Raw genomic sequence first — 19,986 nt, forward strand, 5'->3', positions numbered from 1 at the left:
GTCTGGTTTTGAAGAATTCAATCGGTTTTTCTCGCAGTTTTTCTCGATTATATGACAGTGGCAATGCCTTTGCGTCGTGCTTGTCCTTGGCGACGCCCGTCGTAGCGCTTCTTCTGCTCGTGGGCTGCGGCAAGAAGGAAGAGGCCGCGGCACCGCCCGCGCCACCTGTGACGGTCGCGAATCCCACCAAGAAGCTCACCACCGACTGGGATGAATTCACCGGTCGTTTCGATGCGGTCGACCAGGTGCAGGTGCGTGCGCGGGTCACGGGCTTTATCACCAAGGTGACCTTTGTCGACGGCGCTGTCATCAAGACCGGCGATGTGCTCTACGAGATCGATCCGCGGCAATACGAGGCGACGGCGGAGCAGGCGCAGGGGCAGCTTGACGATGCCAAGGCCAAGGTCGTTCTGGCAGAGAAAGAACTTGAGCGCGCCACGACGCTGATCAAGACCCAGGCCATTTCCGAGAATATCGTCGACCAGCGGACCCAGCAGCTTGCGGCAGCGCAGGCTGCAGTGCTGCAGGCCGAAGGCGCCTTGAAGCTCGCCAAGCTCAATCTCGAATATACCAAGGTCGTCGCACCCATCGACGGCCGTGTCAGCCGCCATCTGATCAGCGTCGGCAATCTTGTTCAGGGCAGCGACTCCGGCGCGACGGTGCTCACCTCAATCGTCTCGATGAGCCCGATCTATCTCTATTTCGACATGGACGAATCGATCTATCAGCGAAACAGCCGGCTGTGGTTCGAGGGCCGGCGGCCGAGTTCGCGCGATACGCCTAATGCCGTACAGATCACCCTGACTGGCGACAATAAACCGAGCAAGGAAGGCAAGATGGACTTCCTCGACAATCGTCTCGATGTCGGTACCGGTACGCTGCGCGGCCGCGCCATCGTCGACAATCACGATCTGTCGATTCTGCCGGGCCAGTTCGCGCGCCTGCGCGTCATTGCCAGCGGCGAATACGAGGCGTTGCTGGTGCCCGACACCGCTATCGCGACCGACCAGTCACGCAAGATCGTGATGGTGGTGAAAGCCGACGATACGGTTGAAGCGCGGCCGGTGGTTCTGGGGCCGCTCGATGACGGACTGCGCGTCATCAGAGAGGGGCTGAAACCCGATGATCGTGTGATCGTCGACGGACTGCAGCGGGCGCGGATCGGAGCCAAGGTGTCGCCGAAGATGGCGGACGCCAAGCCTGCCACTCCAGCTGCCGGCGCCAAGCCATGAATCTGGGCAGCCTGTCGATCAATCGCCCGATCCTCGCGATGGTGCTGTCCATCGTGCTGATCATCGTCGGTGCACTCGCTTACACCACATTGCCGGTATCGGAATATCCGGAAGTCGCGCCGCCGACCGTGGTGATCACCACGCAGTATCCCGGTGCGTCTGCGCAGACCGTCTCTGAGACCGTGGCGACACCGATCGAGCAGGAGATCAACGGCGTCGAGGACATGCTGTATCTCTACAGCCAGGCGACCTCGAATGGCCAGCTCAACATCACCGTTACCTTCAAGCTCGGCACCGATCTGGATAAAGCGCAGGTTCTGGTGCAGAACCGCGTCGCCATCGCGCAGCCGCGTCTGCCGGAAGAAGTCCAGCGCAACGGCGTCGTCACCCGCAAGAACTCGCCCGATCTGATGATGGTCGTGTTCATGCTGTCGCCGGACGACACCTATGATCAGCTTTACATTTCCAACTACGCGCTGCGGCAGGTGCGCGACCAGTTGCTGCGTCTTGACGGCGTTGGTGACATCCAGATCTTCGGCGCACGCGATTATTCGATGCGGCTGTGGTTGGACCCGGACAAGATCGCCAATCTCGGCATGACCGCCGGCGACGTCATTACCGCCATCCGTGCGCAGAACATCCAGATCGCCGGCGGCCAGATCGCCGAGCCGCCGATTTCCGATCGTGCCTTCTCGCCGAACCTGACCTTCACTGGCCGTCTCAAGGATCAGTCGGAATTTGGTAATATCGTCATCAAGGCCGGTAGCGACGGCCGCATCGTGCGCCTGCGCGATGTGGCGCGGATCGAACTCGGTGCGCTGTCCTACACGACCAACAGCTTCCTCTTGAAGAAGCCCGCGGTGGCGCTCGCAGTTTCGCAGCGGCCGGGATCGAATGCACTCGCTACGGCAAAGGCCATCTCCGATACGATGGTCAAGCTAAAAGCCGATTTCCCGAAAGGCCTCGAATACAATATCGGCTACAATCCGACTGAATTCATCGCACAGTCAGTCAGCGAGCTGATCAAGACGATCTACGAGGCGATGGTGCTGGTCGTCGTGGTCGTCCTGGTGTTCCTGCAGGGCTGGCGACCGGCGATCATCCCGATTATCGCCATTCCGGTGTCGCTGGTCGGCACCTTCGCCGTCATGGCTGCGCTCGGATTCTCGATCAACAATCTGACGCTGTTCGGCCTCGTGCTTGCGGTCGGCATCGTGGTGGATGACGCCATCGTCGTGGTCGAGAATGTCGAACGACATCTTGCCGAAGGAAAGACCCGGCGTGACGCGGCACTGCTGACCATGACGGAGGTCGGTGGCGCGCTGATCTCGATTGCGCTGGTGCTGTGCGCGGTGTTCGTGCCAACGGCGTTTATCGGCGGCATCTCCGGGCAATTCTTCCAACAATTCGCCGTCACCATCGCAGTGGCGACGGCGATCTCCTGCTTCTGTTCGCTGACCCTGTCGCCGGCGCTCGCTTCGATGATCCTCGAACAGCATCACGAGAAGAAGCCGCCGGCGCAGTGGAACGTGGTCGCGCGTGGCTGGAATGCCTTTACCAGTGTGTTCAATCGTGGCTTCGACCGGCTGTCGCACGCCTATGGCACAGCCGCCGGCTTCGTGATTCACCATCTGGCGCTGATGCTTGTGGTCTATGCAGCATTGATCGGAACAGCCGGCTGGTTGCTCTATGCGACGCCGCAAGGCTTCATTCCCGCGCAGGATCGTGGCTATGTCATCGTCGTCGTGCAATTGCCCGGCGCGGCGTCGCTCAGTCGCACCACGGAGATCGTGCGCGAGATCGAGCGCATTTCGTTGGAAGTTCCCGGCGTCGTCCGCGTGCCGTCCTTCGCCGGATTCAACGGCGCGACGCGCACACAGGCGTCGAATGCCGCAGCACTATTCCCTGTATTCGCCGATGCGGAGGAGCGCGCCAAGGAAGGCCATACCGCTGCGAAGATCACTGCCGAGCTGCGCAAGCGGCTCGCCGCGATTGAGGGCGCGCTGGTGATCGTGGTGCCGCCGCCCGCGGTGTCAGGCATTGGTACCGGTGGCGGCTTTGCCATGCGCATCCTCGACGGTCAGGGCAGGGGTCCCGATCTGCTCGAGAAGGCAACCGAGGAACTGGTCAATGCCGCGCGCCGGGCGCCCGGCCTCACTGCCGTGTTCTCGCCATTCTCGGCAAACACGCCGCAGGTGTTCGTCGATATCGATCGGCAGAAAGCGCAGATGCTCAATGTGCCGATCCAGAACGTCAATGACGCGATCCAGACCTATTTCGGCTCGGCCTATGTCAACGACTTCAACATTCTCGGCCGCACCTATCATGTCACGGCGCAAGCCGATCTGCCGTTCCGCAAGGAGCGGTCCGATCTGGCGCGCCTGCAGACCCGCAATGCCGATGGCAATATGGTGCTGCTCGGCAGCGTCGTGAACTTCAAGGACATGGCGGGGCCCGACCGCGTGCCGCGCTACAATCTCTATCCGGCATCCGAACTCCAGGGCGACACGCTGCCCGGCGTCAGTTCGACGACGGCGCTCAACATCATGAAGAAGCTTGCCGACGAGACACTGCCGAGCGGGTTCACCTTTGAATGGACCGATCTGTCCTATCAGCAGGTCAGTGGCGGCAATGCGGGTCTCTATGTGTTCCCGATCTGTGTGCTGTTCGTCTACCTCGTGCTGGCCGCGCAATATGGCAGCTGGTCGCTGCCCTTTGCAGTGATCCTCATCGTGCCGATGTGCCTGTTCGCGGCGACCATCGGTGTGCGGATCATGGGGCAGGACATCAACATCCTGACCCAGATCGGCTTCGTGGTACTGGTCGGCTTGGCAGCGAAAAACGCCATCCTGATCGTCGAGTTTGCCCGCGACATCGAGCAGGAAGGCCGCGATCAGCTGGAGGCCGTAATCGAGGCATGCCGGTTGCGTATCCGTCCGATCCTGATGACATCCTTCGCCTTCATTCTCGGCGTGCTGCCACTTGTGATCTCGTCGGGCTCAGGCTCGGAGATGCGGCAGGCCGTTGGTGTCGCGGTATTCTTCGGCATGATCGGCGTCACGATCTTCGGCCTCGTTTTCACGCCGGTCTTCTACATCCTGATCCGGCGCCTGTTCCCCGGCTCCGTCGAGATCCACGCCAAGGAGCAAAGCGCGCATGGTTAAAGCGCCGCAGGACGGGTTTCGCAAAAGCTCAACCCATCCTACAAGTGTCCCATGGAAACTGCCGCACGTATTGAACTGATGAGCTGGCTGGTCGGCGAGGGTCTGACCGGCCTTCCGGAAAACGACCTGATTCGTGGCTTCTGCGAGCGCTGCTGTGCCGGCGGCATCGATGTATCCCGTGGCCTCGTCTTCATTGACACGCTGCATCCGATCTTCGAGGGCCGTGGCTTCCGCTGGAACGATACGGCCAGCAACGAGAGCGACGTGTTCGAATACGGCTCGACCGAGATCGGCGAGGCCGCCGCGAACTGGCGACGATCGGTTTTCTTCCACATGCTGGAAGAGGGGCACGACGAATTGCGGCTCGATCTGCACGCGCCCGGGATCGCCGACCGCTTCTCGATGGTCAGCAGCTTGCAGGAAGGCGGTCACCGCCACGGCGCCGTGTTCCTACACAAGTTCGGCGAGAGCGGTTCGATGGGGCAGATGGACTGCCTCTATTCGTATTGGGCCACGCGCCATGAAGACGGGTTCGACGAGCGCCAGATGTCGGCGCTGCGCGAACTGGTGCCGATGCTCGGTCTCGCCATCAAGTCGGCGGCGCAGATGGAGATTGCGCGCACGCTCGGCCGCGTCTATCTCGGCCGCGATGCCGCCGAACAGGTTCTGCGCGGCAAGATCGCGCGAGGCGTCACTGAGCGTATCAATGCGGTGTTGTGGTTTTCCGACCTGCGCAATTCCACGGGGATCAGCGAGGCGATCGGACCGGACGAGATCATCCCGTTCCTTAATGACTATGCCGAAGCCTCGATCGCTGCGATCCATGATGTCGGCGGCGACGTGCTCAAACTTATCGGCGACGGCATTCTGGCGATGTTCACCGGTGACGACATGGTGAAGGCGAAGCGTAACGCCTTGCGCGCTGAACATCAGTTCCGCAAGAATATCGCCAAGCTGAATGTGAAACGATTGGCAGCGAACCGGCCGGTAACGACTGCCTATGTCGGTCTGCATGAGGGCGAAGTATTCTACGGCAATATCGGCAGCGACGAGCGGCTCGATTTCACCGTGGTCGGTCCCTCGGTCAACGAGGTGAGCCGCATCGCTTCCATGTGTTCGTCGGTCGATCGGCCGCTGTTGACCTCGTCCGCGTTTCAGGCCGGGCTCGACGCGGCCGGCCGCAAGTATCTGGTGTCCACGGGCCGCTACGCCTTGCGCGGCATCGGCCGCGCGCAGGATCTCTACACGCTGGATCCCGAGATCGACAGCGACGAGGTCGTACGTGGTGGTTACGAGCGCTATCTGGCCCGTTAGCTGACCGCAGTGGTTTGCTGGCGCATCGCGTAGAGCACGATAGCGATCAGGCAGGCTGCACCGAGAACGATGCCGAGCGCCAATGCGGCCTGCGGCACGATCGTGGCCGACAGGGATACGCCGATCGCGGCCCCCATCATCTGCCAGAAGCCGAGCAGTGCCGAGGCGGCGCCGGCATGGGTGCCGAACGGCGACAGCGCCTGCGCCGTGCCGAGCGGATTGACTACGCCCATGCCCAGCAGGAACACGCAGGTTGCGGCGATGAAGGTGACGACATTGCCGTGGAAGTAGGCGGTTGCGAGCACCGCAATGCTGCCGATGAACGCGATCAGCAATCCATAGCGAATGGCACGATCCAGCCCGAAGCGGGGAGCGAGGCGGGCGGCCAGCATGCCGGAGCCGAACACGACCAGCACGGTGCCCGCAAAGAACAGCCCGAGCGCAATCGGTGTGAAGCCGTAGCCCTCAATGAGAACGCGAGGTGCTGCGGAGAAGATCGAGAACAGTCCGCCCATGATCAGACCCACTGTGCCGGCTGGGATCAGGAAGTGGCGGTTCACCGAAAGTTTGAGATAGGTCGCGCTGACGGCGAGCGGATTGAGCGGGATACGCGTCGTGTTGTGGGTTTCGCCGAGCACCAGGATATAGCTGAGAGCCGACAACACAGCGAAGGCACCGACGAAAATAAACTCTGAACGCCATCCGAAAAAATAATCGAGCCCGCCGCCGAGCAGCGGCGAGAAGCCAGGGGCTGCAGCCTGCGCGATCATCACCAAGGTGAGTGCGCGTGCCAGTGCTGCCCCGCTGAACAGGTCGCGGGCGATCGCGCGTGAGAGAACCGAGGTCGAACAGGCACCAGCGGCCTGGATCGCGCGGCCGACCAGAAGCGAAGGAAGATCAGTCGAGACGCCACACCAGATGCTGCCGATGATGAAGACAGCGAAACCGGCCAGCACCGGCATGCGACGTCCGTAACGGTCGGAGATCGGCCCAACCAGCAATTGCCCAAGCGCGAAGACCAGCAAAAACACAGTGATCGATGCGGTGACCGCGGGCGTCGTCACCTTCAACGCCGCCGCCATCTGTGGCAGCGATGGCAGCAGGATGTTGGTAGCGAGGGTGCCCATTGAGGCCAGCCCCGCGAGGACAGCGATCTGCAACGCGGTTGAGGAGGTTTCCTGCTGCGATGCGTCTGCCATGGCATGGATGGTTCCGTCGGTCATGCGGATACTCCTCGCGAATTAATAGATGACGTACATCATATAATTCGGGTTGGGAAGTGCGCGAGAGGGCCAGACAGGTATTTGAGTGGGGATCGGTGGTGGCTGTCTTGGGAGGATAGACAGCCGCCGATCAGAGCGGGCTAATTCCCGTACAGATAATTCGGCAGCCACAGCGTCAGGCCGGGCCAGATATACATCAGCACCATGCAGATGATGACGATGAGCATATAGGGCATCATGCCGGAGAAGATCTGGTTCAGCGTCACATGCGATGGCGCGACGCCTTTCAGATAGAAGGCGGACATCGCGACCGGCGGCGACAGGAAGGCGGCCTGCAGGTTGACGAAGACGAGCACGCCCCAGAGGATCGGGTCGATGCCGAAATGCTTCAGCATCGGCAGGAAGATCGGCACGAAGATCACGATGATCTCGGTCCATTCCAGCGGCCAGCCGAGGATGAAGATGATCGCCTGCGACAGGATCATGAACTGCACCGGCGTCAGGTTCAGCGACAGCACCCAGCTCTCGAGCAGCGCCTGTCCGCCGAGAATGGCGAACACTGCGGAAAAGAGCGCCGAGCCGACGAACAGCCAGCACACCATGGAGGTGGTCTTGGCGGTCAGGAACACGGCTTCCTTGGTGCGCTTCCAGTCCAGCGTCCGCGCCTGGAAGGCGAGCAGGAACGCGCCGGCGGCACCGACGGCGGCGGACTCCGTTGCCGTCGTGATGCCGAGCAGGATCACGGCCAGCACGATGGCAGTCAGGATGCCGAGCGGCATCACGGACGATGTCAGCAGCCGTAGCACCTCGAACTGCTCGGCGCCCATGGTCCAGTAGTAATAGAACAGCATCAGGGCGATGATGGCCGCCGTGAAGGCGAAGTAGGTGTAGAATTCCGGCGGCGGCCCGGCATCGACCGGCGCATTTGCGGGGCTGTTCTGCAGGTCGGCATTGCCCATTTGCTGCAGCACTTCCGGTTCGCTCTCTTTTGCCGAGCCGGACTGGGCGGCGCCCAGCTCCTCCAGTTTTTCTTCTTCAGGTGCGACCGTGCCGCCGGACTGAACCCGCTCGGTGATCGTGGCGGGCGCGCGGGCGTCGGGCTGCGGATGGATGACGACATACCACCACGCGGCCCAGAGCGTGGTCAGCGCCAGAACCAGCGGCACCAAAGCAAAGCCGAGATTCTTCAGGATCGTCGTATAGGTGACCCGCGCGCCGTCCATGGTCAGGGCCATCGCGCGCGCCGGCGCCACGGCTGCCGTCAGCAGTGCCGGCAGCATTTTGTGCGAATAGGCCTGCTGCAGATCGGCAATCCACGGCCGAACGGGCACGCGCGTTTCGCTCTCGGGCAGCTTCGGCGCGATCTTCGGGTTAATGAGCGCCCAGCCGATGATGTAGACGAGATAGAGGAAAGCCAGAAAGAATCCAGGGAACATCGCCGCGGCATAAAGCTTGACGACGGATTGGCCGGCCACGGCGGCATAGACAATGATCATCACTGAAGGCGGGATCAGGATGCCCAGCGTGCCGCCGGCCGTGATGACGCCCGATGCCAGCTTGACGTCGTAGCCGGCCTTCAGCATCGGATTGAAGGCGATGACGCCCATCAGTACGACGACGGCGCCGACCAGACCGGATGCGATGCCCCAGAAAGTGCAGACGATCAGCGTCGCCACCGCCAGTGACGCTGGGACGCGGCGGAAGGCGAGCTGGATCGAATAGAACATCTTATCGACCAGGGCGCCGCGTTCCATCACATAGCCCATTAGCACGAAGAGCGGGATGGAGATCAGGACGTCGTTGGTCATGGCGCCATAGGTGCGCTGGACCATTAGATCGAAGATGTGGTTGTCGGCCCAGGATTCGCCTGCGCGGTAATAGGCGAAGAAGCCGAAGAACATGCCGAGACCCATCAGCGTGAAGGCCGTGGGGAAGCCTAGCATGATTACGACGACGATGAGGCCGAGCATCAGGAGGCCGAGTGCGGGATCGCTCATTTCTGCGTCTCCCCACCCATGCCGCGCTGGCGTGCACTTTCCTCGATCTCCTGCGCCTGCGCGATGGCATTCCTGCGCACGTCGTCATCGACGTGTTCGCTATGCGCGAGCTGCTCCTCGACGACATCGATCTCGGACACGTCCTTGAGACGGCTGGGCCAGACGCCGGTCTTCAGGCAAATCGCTGCGCGGGTGATTTCGGCGATGCCTTGCAGCAGCAGCAATGCGCCGGCCAGCGGGATCATTGCCTTGAAATGATAGACGGGTGGTCCGTCCGCCGTGACGTTGGAATGCTCGCGGATACGCCAGCTGTCGCCCGCATAGTCCCAGCCCGCATAGACCAGCGCGGCGATGCCGGGCAGGAAGAACACGATGTAGAGAACGAGATCGAGCGAGGCCTGCGTGCGCGGGCGCATCGAGCTGTACAGAAAGTCGCCACGGACATGGCCGTTCTGCGCCAGCGTATAGGCGCCGCACAGCATGAATAGCGTGCCATAGAGCATGTTCGACGCGTCGAAGATCCATGCCGTCGGCATGTTCAGCATATAGCGCTTGAACACTTCGGCGCAGACGAGGCCCATCAATCCCAAAATGAGCCAGGCCGCGGCCTTACCGGCGAATGTGCTGATACCGTCGATGGAGTGCAGGAAACGCTCGGCAGTCATGTCATTCAGGCCACTGATGTAGGAAACGTCGATGTAGATTTCGTCCGGCGCAGATGGATTGCAAGCGGCAACAGCAAAGCATCATCCGGGAGAGGGTCCCGGATGATGCGAGATACGTGTGCCTGATGGCGTCAGGTCTTCTTCTTCGCGTTCGGGCCGAAGTAATGGTTATAGGCCATGCGGCGATTCACGACCGTGTCCTGCTCCCACTGCGTGGCGCGCTTGGCGAAGGTCTGCTGGGATTCCGATATCTCCTTGAACAGCGGGTTCTCCGCCGACTTCTTGGCGACCACCTCGTCATAGACCTCGAGCTGCTTCTGCAGGATCGAGTCCGGCGTCTTGTAGAACTTCACCTTGTCCTTGCTCTGCAGCTCCGCATAGTCCTGTGAATAGCGGTCAATGGCCTTCCACGACATGTCCTGGCCGGCGGCATCCGCCGCGCCCGCGATGATCGCCCTCATCTTCTCGGGCAGCGCGTCGTATTTTGTTTTGTTGAACAGGATCTCGAACTGCTCCGCGTTCTGGTGATAGCTCTGCAGCATGCAGGTCTTGGAGACATCGGCGAAGCCGAGCAGGCGGTCCGACGAGGCATTATTGAACTCGGCCGCGTCGAGCAGGCCGCGATCCATCGCCGAGACGATTTCTCCGCCTGGCAATGCGTTCACTGCAGCACCAAGGCCGGTAAACACGTCGATGGAAATGCCGACGGTGCGGAATTTCACGCCCTTGAGATCGTCGACCTTGGTCACCGGCTTCTTGAACCAGCCAAGCGGCTGCGTCGGCATCGGTCCGTAGGGCAGGGATACCACATTGGCGCCGATCGACGCATAGAGCTTGGCCAGCAGCTCCTTGCCGCCACCATATTTGTGCCAGGCCAGCAGCATGTTGGCGTCCATCGCGTAAGCGGGACCCGAGCCCCACAGCGCCAGCGCGGTCTGCTTGCCATAGTGATAGACCATCACGCCGTGGCCGCCGTCGAGCGTGCCCTTGGACACCGCGTCGAGCAGGCCGAAGGCCGGCACCACGGCGCCTGCCGGCAGCACCTCGATCTTCAGGTCGCCGCCGGTCATGTCGTTGACCTTCTTGGCGTAGTCGAGCGCGTATTCGTGGAAGATGTCCTTGGCCGGCCATGTGCTCTGCCAGCGCATGCTGATCGGCCCCTGTGCCTGGGCGATCACCGGTGCTGCTATGCTTGCGGCAGCGCCGGCTGTGGCGACTTTCAGAAAGCGGCGCCTAGACGGAGTCCTGTCCTTGGATGCAGTCATTGTGTTCTCCCCGAATGGTCGTCCTTTTGCGGACTGACCTTGTTGATTGGTGGCAAGACAAAGGCTTGCCTCGGGGTTTGGCAAGAATGTTCGCATCCCTGCGACGCTTGGACGCGGAACTACTCAACTATCAAAACGTGTTGCAGTGCAAGGAAGGCGCGGGTGTCTATGAGTCCCGTGGGTAAGCTACCCTACCGGTTAACTGGTCGTCAGTTGGGACGCTTGCGGCAATGTTGCAGCAGTATCGCCGACCATGTCCGGCTGCCGTTCGAGCGTCACTGCGGGCGAAGTCAGGATCACCATGGCCTGCCAGGCGAAACCCGCGACGGCGAGGTAGAGGCACGCCTCCACGTGATAGAGCCCGCCGATAACGGCAGCGATGCCGGTTCCGATCGGACGGGCGCCATAGCTCAGGATGTTGATCGCGGAGACGCGTCCGAGCAGGCTCGGCGGCGTTACCGACTGCCGTAACGTCGCCGTGGAGATCACCCACAGGATCGGGCCGACGCCGAGCAGGAAGAAGCTCAGGCCCGCCAAAGCCGGCGAGGGGATCCATGTGGTCAGTGCCATCACGACGGAGGCAACGAAGCCGGTGATGGGGCCAAGCGCGATCACGGTGCCGAACGGCAACCGCTTCATCACACGTGTTGCCAGCAGTGCGCCGATCACCATGCCGACGCCATACATCGCGAGCGTCACGCCGACGCCGGAGGCGGAGAGGCCGAGATGGCGAACCGCGTAAGGCACGAACACTGCCAGCACCATGAAGGACGCGGCGCTGAAGATGAACTGCGTGATGAAGACCGGCCGCAAATACCGATGATGTGCGACGAAGGACAGACCTTCGGCGATGTCCTGCACCGGATTGCGTCGCTGCACTGTCGTGCGCGTGGGCTCATGGATGCCCGATAGCAAGGCGACAGCGATGATCGACAGCGCCGTGGCAAAGCCGAAGGCGGGTGCGGCGCCAGTGAAGCCGACGAGCGCGCCGCCGATAGCAGGACCGCTCGCAAAAGCCACGGTGCGCGCGAGTTCGATCCGCGCATTCGCCGCGCCGAGCAATTGCGGCACGACCAGCGATGGCACAAGCGACGGCGCGGCGACGCTGTAGACCACGGTGCCGCACACCGCGACGAAGCCGAGCAAAGCGAGCAGCGGCATCGTCAGCGCGCCGACCCAGATCAGCCCCAGCGTCAGCAACAACGCGATCGCGCGCAGCGCCTCAGCTCCGGCCATCAGCGTGCGGCGCGACATCCTGTCGGCGAGCAGGCCGGCGGGAATGGCGAACAGCACGAAGGGCAAGGTCAGCGCGGTCTGCAGCAATCCCGTCCGGCCTTCGCCGACGCCGAGCAACAGCACGGCGACGATCGGCGCCGCTGCCAGCGCGATCTGCTCGGCCGACTGCGCCGCGAGGTTCGACCAGGCGAGGCGGTTGAAGGTGTCTGGCAGTCGTTCAATGCAGGAGTGGGACATGGCGATTCCTGTCTGTGACAGCCACCATGGGGGCCGGACGAGCACGCAGCCACCCGATTACCGAGAGTGCGCCGTGACAGGGCAGCGCTCACCAACCGACTAGATGCAGTTGCAAATGAGTTGCAACAAGGAGGAGATTGCTCTATGCAGCTCTGATGGATGCACTTTCGCCCAAAACCTCGCCCGATTCGTCAACGTCTCCAATCCCCGGCAGCGTTTCAGACGCGGCCGGCTGGCGCTCCGGCCTTGGCGGGGATTTCCGGCGCAGCCTTTCGGAGGTCAATTCGTCGATCCCGGTTCCGATCGGCGGCCACTGGTTTCGGCGGCTGCTGGCGTTCGCCGGACCGGGTTACATGGTCTCGGTCGGCTACATGGACCCCGGCAACTGGGCGACCGATCTCGCGGGTGGCTCGAAGTTCGGCTACACGCTGCTCTCGGTGATCCTGCTGTCGAACGTGATGGCGATCCTGCTGCAGGCACTGGCCGCGCGTCTGGGCATCGTCACCGACCGCGATCTGGCGCAGGCCTGCCGCGACAGCTTCTCCCGGCCGGTCAACATCATGCTGTGGCTGGCCTGCGAGACCGCGATCATTGCCTGTGATCTGGCGGAGGTGATCGGCACCGCGATTGCGCTGCAACTGCTATTCGGCATTCCGCTGATCGGGGGCGCGCTCATCACCGCGCTGGATGCCTTTTTGCTGCTGTTGCTGATGAACAAGGGTTTCCGTTTTCTCGAAGCTTTCGTGATCGCGCTGCTCATCGTCATCGCAGTCTGTTTCACGGTTCAGATTGTCGCTGCGGCGCCGCCCGTGGCTGCAGTGCTGAGCGGCTTCCTGCCGTCCACCGCGATCGTGACCAATCCCGAAATGCTCTACATTGCGATTGGCATCATCGGCGCAACCGTGATGCCGCATAATCTCTATCTGCACTCGTCGATCGTGCAGACCCGTGCCTATCCGCGCACCGATGAGGGCCGCCGCGACGCGATCAAGTGGGCGACGACGGACAGCACCATCGCGCTGATGCTCGCGCTGTTTATCAATGCGGCGATCCTTATTGTCGCCGCGGCGTCCTTCCATACCAGCGGTCATGCTGATGTGGCGGAGATCGGTCAGGCTTACGAGCTGTTGTCGCCGTTGCTAGGCCTCGGCATCGCATCGACGCTTTTCGCGATCGCATTGCTGGCATCCGGCCTCAACTCGACGGTGACGGCAACGCTGGCCGGCCAGATCGTGATGGAGGGCTTTCTCCGGCTGCGTCTGCCGAACTGGGCGCGCCGGCTGCTGACTCGCGGCATCGCCATTGTCCCGGTCGTGGTCGTCACCGCGCTCTATGGCGAACGCGGCACCGGACAACTCCTCGTCTTCAGTCAGGTCATCCTGTCGATGCAACTGCCATTTGCGATCATCCCGCTGGTGCGGTTTGTCTCGGATCGGCGAAAGATGGGTGACTTCGTAATTTCGCGATCGGTCGCCACGGCGGCATGGATCATCGCTGGCATCATCGTGATCTTGAACTGCAAGCTGCTTTACGACACTTTTTTCGGCTGAAGACCTGAAATCCAGGACGGCCGCGGATGATGCCGAAGGCGGATCGTCAGCCGGGCCAGCTAATCCTGCGGCTCGGGCATCGTCTCGCCCGTCGCGTCCACGCGCAACCATCCTGATGGCGCCAAGCGCTGCTGCGGCAGATAGCGGCCCTTGTAGTCCATCTTCTTGGAGCCTTCGATCCAGTAGCCAAGATAGACGTAAGGCAGGCCGAGCCGCCTGGCACGGGCGATGTGGTCGAGGATCATGAAGGTGCCAAGCGAACGGCTTTCCTCACCAGGTTCGAAGAACGAATAAACCATCGACAGCCCATCGCTCAGCACGTCGGTCAGCGCGACTGCGAGCAGGTCCTCGCCGCGGCCGGTGATGCCTGTATCGGGGCCGCGGCGGCGATATTCGATGATACGGGTCTCGACATGCGAGTCCTCGACCATCATCGCGTAATCGAGCACGGTCATGTCGGCCATGCCGCCATGGCGATGGCGCTGGTCGAGATAGGCGCGGAACACCGAATACTGTTCGGAGGTCGGCACCGCGTTGCGCTGCTCGCCGATCACGTCGGCATTGCGTGCCTGGATCTTGCGGAAGTTGCGCGACGGCTTGAACTCATTGGCGATGACCCGGACGGAGACGCAGGCGCGGCACTGGTCGCAGGCCGGGCGGTAGGCGATCGACTGGCTGCGCCGGAAGCCGCCATGGGTGAGCAGGTCGTTGAGATCGCCGGCCTTGTCGCCGACCAGATGGGTGAAAACTTTCCGTTCGTGCCGGCCCGGCAGGTAGGGGCAGGGCGACGGCGCCGTGAGGTAGAATTGCGGAGTGTCGCGGGAGTGCTGGGTCACGGGTTGCCGTCGGTCTCCGAAGCAGTTTGGCGTAGCATCGCGCCGGCCGGGCAAACGGTCAATCGCTTTGCCCGGCCAAGTTGGCGTCAATCGCGGCTGTTAGTAGGCGCGGCCGGGCGGCTGGGCGTAAGCCGTCCGGACTACGGAGTTATTCACCACCACGGTTCCCAGCACGAGGTCGTGCAGCAACTGACGGCGGCCATTGAGCAGGCCGACGACCAGCACCAGCGGCGTGAGCAGCGACACCGAGGCCCAGAACAAGACCGCATGTGCCGCGCCGAGCACGAAGTAGCCGGGCGTGCCGCTGAAGGTGCGCATCTGCAGATCCATCATCCGCATGCCAACGGTGGCCGAATGCGGACCGCCCAGCGACATGCCGTAATAGACGACGGGCCAGATCACCGTCGCCGGTGAGATCAGCCAGAACAACGCCCAGCCAAGGCCGAGGGTGACGACGCCGAATACCGCGATGAAGATGACGGCGAGTATGATCGGAATCGACAGCACCACGAGATCGATCAGGAAGGAGACAACGCGGCGCATCAGTACGCCGCGGAACAAATCCGGCTGCGCATAGGGATCGAAGGCATGGGCGCGGGGCGGGGTACCGGCACTGCGCCAAGTATCGCCTTGCCAGCTTCCGTTGTTGGGGCCGCCAGCATTCGGGCCGGTATCAGACATGACGCATCCCTCCGTTTGCATCCTCACGGTCCATCACATGGATATCACCGGACCGCGCAACAAGTGCGCGGAATCGTTACAGACTGTCCATGACGTAAATCAGGCGTGGATCTAAATCAGGCGAGGGCCGAGCGCGGATGCGCTCAGCGCGATGCCTTGATGCGTTCCGCGGCATGCGGCGCGAAATAGGTCAGCACGCCATCGGCGCCGGCGCGCTTGAAGCCGAGCAGGCTTTCCATGATGGCGCGGTCGCCGTCGATCCAGCCGTTGTTGGCGGCGGCCATGATCATCGCGTACTCGCCGGACACCTGATAGGCGAAGGTCGGAACCGCGAACGTGTCCTTCACGCGGCGCACAATATCCAGATAGGGCATGCCGGGCTTGACCATGACCATGTCGGCGCCTTCGGCCAGATCGAGTTCGACCTCGCGCAGCGCCTCGTCGGAATTGGCGCTGTCCATCTGATAGGTGCGCTTGTCGCCGGTCAGCGTCTTGGCCGAGCCGATGGCGTCGCGGAACGGGCCGTAGAAGGCTGAGGCATATTTCGCGGCATAGGCCATGATCTGCACGTCAAGGAATCCGGCGTCGTCCAGCGCCTCGCGGATCGCGCCGACACGGCCGTCCATCATGTCCGATGGCGCAATGATATCGCAGCCGGCCTCGGCCTGGACCAGCGCCTGCTGGACTAGCACGGCGACGGTCTCGTCGTTGAGGATCTTGCCACCCTGGATCAACCCGTCATGGCCGTGGCTGGTGAACGGGTCGAGCGCCACGTCGCAGAGCACGCCGAGATCGGGGAATTCCTTCTTGATGGCGCGCACGGACTGGCAAACCAGATTGTTGGCGTTGCAGGCCTCGGTACCCATCTCGTCGCGGAGCGACGGATCGGTATAGGGGAACAGCGCGATGCAGGGGATATCCAGCTTCATGGCGCGTTCGGCGTCGCGGACCGCCTGATCGACGCTGAGGCGCTCCACGCCGGGCATCGAGGCGATGGCCGCGCGCTGGTTGTCGCCGTCGATCACGAACAGCGGCCATATCAGGTCGTCGGTCGTCAGCACGTTCTCGCGGACCAGCCGGCGGGCCCATTCGGACTTGCGGTTGCGGCGGGGGCGGGTGGTCAGGCCGAGGGAGGGGGTATCATAAGTGACCGGGCGGGGGGCGTGATCGCGCAATTCGATGGGGCGCCCGAACTTGATTGCCATAATACCGTCTCTCCCGCGGGCCTTCGTGAGGTCGAAAGCCCCTTAAATTCGACCTGTTCTAAGTCTAGCACTTTGACGTCGCCGCGTCACCGCGCTCATGCACGTTCTGCGCGCATGACGTGATGGGCAGGGTCATTGATTTTGCAGGCCCGAAGGCCCACAAAAAGCCCCCATGAATCGCCTGAACCATCGCCCTAACGTCCAGTTCCCACCCGTGAGATCGCATTCGCATGTCTGAGCAGATGCCGCGCGACCTCGGGTCGAGAGACCCCACGTCGCGGGACCATGCCATGTCGGTTGCGGCGATCTCGTCCGGACGCATCGAATCCGACGAGAACATCTGGACCCGGCGTCTGGTCCTGTTCCTGCGCGTGATGGCCGTCGTCTCGATGATGCAGGGCCTCTATCACTGGGCGCAGGTGACCGGCTTTGTCGGCACCGAGGATGACGCCTTCGAAGTCCAGACCATGGGCTGGCAGACCGCCACGATCTATTTCGCCGTTATCGAGCTGGTCAGCGCCGTCGGCCTCTGGCTCGCGACGCCATGGGGCGCCGTCGTCTGGCTGACGACCGTGGTGTCCATGGCAGTTATCGAGCTGATGTTTCCGACCATCTATGGCGGCAACCTGCTGATCGTCGGCGTCCAGGCCGCGTTTCTCGCAGGCTACCTTGCGCTGGCATGGATGGCGGCGCGCGAACGGCCGCCATAGGCTCAGGACGTCAAGCAGTAGCCCGTAGCCCGGATGAGCGAAGCGAAATCCGGGGCCGGCGATATGTGGCGATGAAAGATCCCGCATGTCGCTACGCTCATGCGGGCTACTGTTCGAGCGACGAATGCAGAGGCCGCGCAGACGGCCCTGTCACAGGGAGAGGCCATTGAACCAGCTTTATTCCGGCGGCACCGCCGGCAGCCTCATCGTCAGTGCCATCGCCCGCTATGGCGATCGGCCCGCGCTTGCGGACGGCCATGTTCGCTGGAGCTATCGCGACTTCGGCGACGTGGTCGCGCGCTTCATCAGCCTGTTCCGCAATCTCGGCCTCAGGAAGGGCGATGCGCTGTCCATCCTCTCCGGCAACCGCGCCGAGAGCTGGGCCGCGATTTCCGCCGCCGCCGTGATGGGCCTGCGCTACACGCCGCTGCATCCCATGGCCGCGGAAGACGATCACGCCTTCATTCTCGAAGACGCCGAGATCTCCGCGCTGATCGTGGAAAGCGGCAAGTTCGCCGCGCGCGGCCTCGCGCTGCGCAGCCGCGTGCCGGGCCTGAAACACTTGCTGTCCTTCGGCGCGCTCGATGGCGCGCGCGATCTGCTGGCCGAATTGCCCAACGTCACGCCGGCGCCGCTGGTGGACGAGAGCAGCACCGGCGATATCTGCTGGCTCGCTTACACCGGCGGCACCACGGGCCGCTCCAAAGGCGTGATGCTGCCGCATCGCGTGATCGTGGCGATGGCGCTGGCGATCTATGCGGATTGGGACTGGCCGGCCGATATCCGCTATCTCGCCGCGACACCGATCAGCCACGCCGCCGGCATTACGCTGTTTCCGGTGATGCTGCGCGGCGGCTTCGCGCGGCTGGTGCAGGGCTTTGACGCGGAGACCTATTGCCGCGTGGTGCATGAAGAGAAGATTACCGCGACCTTCCTGGTGCCGACGCTGATCTATGCGCTGATCGACGCGCCGGAGCTGCGCGCCAAATACGACATGTCGTCATTGCAGATGATCGTCTATGGCGCGGCGCCGATGTCGCCGGACCGGCTGCGCGAAGGCGTCGGTATCTTCGGGAATGTGTTCGTGCAGCTCTATGGCCAGACCGAAGCGCCGCAGATCATCACCACCATGCGCAAGATCGATCACGACGACAGCAAGCCGGGCCGTCTCGGTTCCTGCGGCCGCGCCAATCCGATGGTCGAGGTCAAACTGTTCGACGCCGAGATGCGCGAAGTGGCGACAGGGGAGCCCGGCGAGATCTGCGTGCGCGGCTCGCTGGTAATGGATGGTTACTGGAAACGGCCGGATGCCACCGAAGATGCGTTTCGCGGCGGCTGGCTGCACACCGGCGATGTCGCGGTGAAGGATGCGGACGGCTTCTTCTATATCGTCGATCGCACCAAGGACATGATCATCTCCGGCGGCTTCAACATCTATCCGCGCGAAGTCGAGGATGCCTTGATGGCGCATCATGCGGTGGCGTCCGCCGCGGTGATCGGAATTCCCGATGCGAAGTGGGGCGAGGCGGTGAAGGCCTTTGTCGTGCTGAAAGCCGGCGCGAATAATTCCGCGGAGGAACTGCAGGCGCATGTGAAGGACAAGCGCGGCGCGCCGTGGTCGCCGAAGACGATCGATTTCGTCGCCGAGATCCCCGTGACAGGCCTCGGCAAGATCGATCGCAAGGCATTGCGGGCGCCATATTGGGAAGGACGAACGCGCGGAGTTGCGTAAAATTGTCGAATTAATTTTCGGGGCGTTGGCGGTAAGACTTCAGTCACCCTAACGCCCCGGTTACGAACCTTACGCGAGTGTTTCGAATTTTACGCAAGCTGTTCCGCTATGCGACAGATCGGGCGGACAAAGCTGGAACATGGGCTTTGCAGCGTGAATCAAACCTTGCGAAAACCCCTTGTTTCACCGGCTTAATCTCAGATTCACTGTCTCAAATTCATGATCTCTTTATTGTCTTATTTAAGCGGTTCTTCAAACGCTCCCCCTTAAGTTGGCCCTATCAGACGGGACACAAGTTTCGTCGAATAAGTCGATAAAAACGACAACAGGGGTAGTGTCATGATGAAGACCGTTGCGACGGTGGAAAGCGTCGATCTCGTTCCGGGCCAGGCGCCGGTTCAGCCGCTTTATCTGGAAGCCTTGACGTTGGTGGAGCGTCTGCATCGCCGCCTGCTCGACGTCATCAAGGATGAATTCGATCGCCGCGGCCGCGCTGATATCAATTCGGTCCAGGCACTGCTGCTCTACAATATCGGCGACAAGGAATTGACCGCCGGCGAGCTGCGCACCCGTGGTTACTATCTCGGCTCCAACGTGTCCTATAACCTGAAGAAGCTCGTCGAACTCGGCTTCCTCGATCATCAGCGCTCGCGCGTCGATCGTCGCTCGGTTCGCATTCGTCTGACGGCGCAGGGCCAGGAAATCCGCCACATCGTCGACGCGCTGTATCAGAAGCACGTCAAGACGGTCGAGCAGGTCGGTGGCATCTCCAACGAGGAATTCGCGACCCTCAACAAGTCGCTGCATCGCCTTGAGCGCTTCTGGACCGACCAGATCCTGTATCGCCTCTGAGAATTCCGGAAAGGGGACGGCAAGGCGCATATGCGGGGAATGCACCTCCGCAAGATGTTCCGGTCATAAGGCCGGTCACGCGTCCCC

15 protein-coding genes are annotated in these 19,986 nt (G+C 62.3%); 7 read left to right on the forward strand and 8 right to left on the reverse strand.

The window, feature by feature from the left end; genetic code table 11:
- Positions 1–86: 86 nt before the first annotated feature.
- The 3 genes from A4A58_RS12685 to A4A58_RS12695 are packed head-to-tail and all read left to right on the forward strand — an operon-like array spanning position 87 to position 5,710.
- Entirely contained in the window at positions 87–1,232 is a 1,146-nt protein-coding gene (locus A4A58_RS12685; protein WP_433993621.1) for an efflux RND transporter periplasmic adaptor subunit, read from the forward strand.
- Positions 1,229–4,396 carry an efflux RND transporter permease subunit gene (locus A4A58_RS12690; RefSeq protein ID WP_068732503.1) on the forward strand — a complete coding sequence of 1,056 codons (3,168 nt, stop codon included), beginning with the start codon at positions 1,229–1,231 and terminating at the stop codon, positions 4,394–4,396. Before A4A58_RS12685 ends, A4A58_RS12690 begins: the two co-directional genes overlap by 4 nt.
- Positions 4,397–4,447: 51 nt before the next feature.
- On the forward strand, positions 4,448–5,710 hold the full coding sequence (locus A4A58_RS12695) for an adenylate/guanylate cyclase domain-containing protein (RefSeq protein WP_068732505.1): 1,263 nt from the start codon (positions 4,448–4,450) through the stop codon (positions 5,708–5,710).
- On the opposite strand, the gene A4A58_RS12700 is transcribed toward A4A58_RS12695, so the two are convergent.
- From A4A58_RS12700 to A4A58_RS12720, 5 genes are all read right to left on the reverse strand, one after another.
- On the reverse strand, positions 5,707–6,933 hold the full coding sequence (locus A4A58_RS12700) for a multidrug effflux MFS transporter (protein WP_086937045.1): 1,227 nt from the start codon (positions 6,931–6,933) through the stop codon (positions 5,707–5,709). The two genes, A4A58_RS12695 and A4A58_RS12700, sit on opposite strands and share 4 nt — an antisense overlap.
- Before the next feature lie 140 nt (positions 6,934–7,073).
- Entirely contained in the window at positions 7,074–8,930 is a 1,857-nt protein-coding gene (locus A4A58_RS12705; protein WP_068732507.1) for a TRAP transporter large permease, read from the reverse strand.
- Positions 8,927–9,595, reverse strand: a complete 669-nt coding sequence (locus tag A4A58_RS12710) for a TRAP transporter small permease subunit (protein ID WP_068732509.1) — start codon at positions 9,593–9,595, stop codon at positions 8,927–8,929. Before A4A58_RS12710 ends, A4A58_RS12705 begins: the two co-directional genes overlap by 4 nt.
- Before the next feature lie 131 nt (positions 9,596–9,726).
- Positions 9,727–10,860 carry a TRAP transporter substrate-binding protein gene (locus A4A58_RS12715; protein ID WP_068732511.1) on the reverse strand — a complete coding sequence of 378 codons (1,134 nt, stop codon included), beginning with the start codon at positions 10,858–10,860 and terminating at the stop codon, positions 9,727–9,729.
- Between the two features lie 198 nt (positions 10,861–11,058).
- Positions 11,059–12,333 carry an MFS transporter gene (locus A4A58_RS12720; RefSeq protein ID WP_068732514.1) on the reverse strand — a complete coding sequence of 425 codons (1,275 nt, stop codon included), beginning with the start codon at positions 12,331–12,333 and terminating at the stop codon, positions 11,059–11,061.
- A 155-nt stretch (positions 12,334–12,488) separates the two neighbouring features.
- On the opposite strand from A4A58_RS12720, the gene A4A58_RS12725 reads away from it, so the two are divergent.
- Complete coding sequence (locus A4A58_RS12725; RefSeq protein ID WP_081421852.1) at positions 12,489–13,883, forward strand: Nramp family divalent metal transporter; 1,395 nt, start codon at positions 12,489–12,491, stop codon at positions 13,881–13,883.
- 59 nt (positions 13,884–13,942) lie between these two features.
- On the opposite strand, the gene A4A58_RS12730 is transcribed toward A4A58_RS12725, so the two are convergent.
- The 3 genes from A4A58_RS12730 to hemB form a co-directional block, all read right to left on the reverse strand.
- Positions 13,943–14,719 carry an arginyltransferase gene (locus A4A58_RS12730; RefSeq protein WP_068732516.1) on the reverse strand — a complete coding sequence of 259 codons (777 nt, stop codon included), beginning with the start codon at positions 14,717–14,719 and terminating at the stop codon, positions 13,943–13,945.
- Between the two features lie 99 nt (positions 14,720–14,818).
- Positions 14,819–15,400 (reverse strand): RDD family protein, encoded by a 582-nt coding sequence (locus tag A4A58_RS12735; RefSeq protein WP_068732518.1) that lies wholly within the window; start codon positions 15,398–15,400, stop codon positions 14,819–14,821.
- A 143-nt stretch (positions 15,401–15,543) separates the two neighbouring features.
- On the reverse strand, positions 15,544–16,605 hold the full coding sequence (hemB, locus tag A4A58_RS12740) for a porphobilinogen synthase (protein WP_068732520.1): 1,062 nt from the start codon (positions 16,603–16,605) through the stop codon (positions 15,544–15,546).
- Positions 16,606–16,835: 230 nt separating this feature from the next.
- On the opposite strand from hemB, the gene A4A58_RS12745 reads away from it, so the two are divergent.
- The 3 genes from A4A58_RS12745 (at position 16,836) to ldtR (ending at position 19,899) form a co-directional block, all read left to right on the forward strand.
- The gene (locus A4A58_RS12745) at positions 16,836–17,315 is read left to right on the forward strand and encodes a DUF6163 family protein (protein ID WP_068732525.1); all 480 of its coding nucleotides are present in this window, start codon (positions 16,836–16,838) and stop codon (positions 17,313–17,315) included.
- A gap of 166 nt (positions 17,316–17,481) precedes the next feature.
- Complete coding sequence (locus tag A4A58_RS12750) at positions 17,482–19,047, forward strand: AMP-binding protein (RefSeq protein WP_192855905.1); 1,566 nt, start codon at positions 17,482–17,484, stop codon at positions 19,045–19,047.
- 339 nt (positions 19,048–19,386) lie between these two features.
- Positions 19,387–19,899 (forward strand): transcriptional regulator LdtR, encoded by a 513-nt coding sequence (ldtR, locus tag A4A58_RS12755; protein ID WP_068732529.1) that lies wholly within the window; start codon positions 19,387–19,389, stop codon positions 19,897–19,899.
- Positions 19,900–19,986: the final 87 nt, after the last annotated feature.

The sequence above is a fragment of the Tardiphaga robiniae genome (assembly GCF_001618955.1).
Lineage (GTDB): Bacteria > Pseudomonadota > Alphaproteobacteria > Rhizobiales > Xanthobacteraceae > Tardiphaga > Tardiphaga robiniae_A.

What these genes read in the sequence shown, in the direction of transcription:
- A4A58_RS12690 (WP_068732503.1), top strand. Translation starts at nt 1,229, where the DNA reads ATGAATCTGGGCAGCCTGTCGATCAATCGCCCGATCCTCGCGATGGTG.
- A4A58_RS12695 (WP_068732505.1), top strand. Translation starts at nt 4,448, where the DNA reads ATGGAAACTGCCGCACGTATTGAACTGATGAGCTGGCTGGTCGGCGAG.
- A4A58_RS12700 (WP_086937045.1), bottom strand. Translation starts at nt 6,933, where the DNA reads ATGACCGACGGAACCATCCATGCCATGGCAGACGCATCGCAGCAGGAA.
- A4A58_RS12705 (WP_068732507.1), bottom strand. Translation starts at nt 8,930, where the DNA reads ATGAGCGATCCCGCACTCGGCCTCCTGATGCTCGGCCTCATCGTCGTC.
- A4A58_RS12710 (WP_068732509.1), bottom strand. Translation starts at nt 9,595, where the DNA reads ATGACTGCCGAGCGTTTCCTGCACTCCATCGACGGTATCAGCACATTC.
- A4A58_RS12715 (WP_068732511.1), bottom strand. Translation starts at nt 10,860, where the DNA reads ATGACTGCATCCAAGGACAGGACTCCGTCTAGGCGCCGCTTTCTGAAA.
- A4A58_RS12720 (WP_068732514.1), bottom strand. Translation starts at nt 12,333, where the DNA reads ATGTCCCACTCCTGCATTGAACGACTGCCAGACACCTTCAACCGCCTC.
- A4A58_RS12725 (WP_081421852.1), top strand. Translation starts at nt 12,489, where the DNA reads ATGGATGCACTTTCGCCCAAAACCTCGCCCGATTCGTCAACGTCTCCA.
- A4A58_RS12735 (WP_068732518.1), bottom strand. Translation starts at nt 15,400, where the DNA reads ATGTCTGATACCGGCCCGAATGCTGGCGGCCCCAACAACGGAAGCTGG.
- hemB (WP_068732520.1), bottom strand. Translation starts at nt 16,605, where the DNA reads ATGGCAATCAAGTTCGGGCGCCCCATCGAATTGCGCGATCACGCCCCC.
- A4A58_RS12745 (WP_068732525.1), top strand. Translation starts at nt 16,836, where the DNA reads ATGTCTGAGCAGATGCCGCGCGACCTCGGGTCGAGAGACCCCACGTCG.
- ldtR (WP_068732529.1), top strand. Translation starts at nt 19,387, where the DNA reads ATGATGAAGACCGTTGCGACGGTGGAAAGCGTCGATCTCGTTCCGGGC.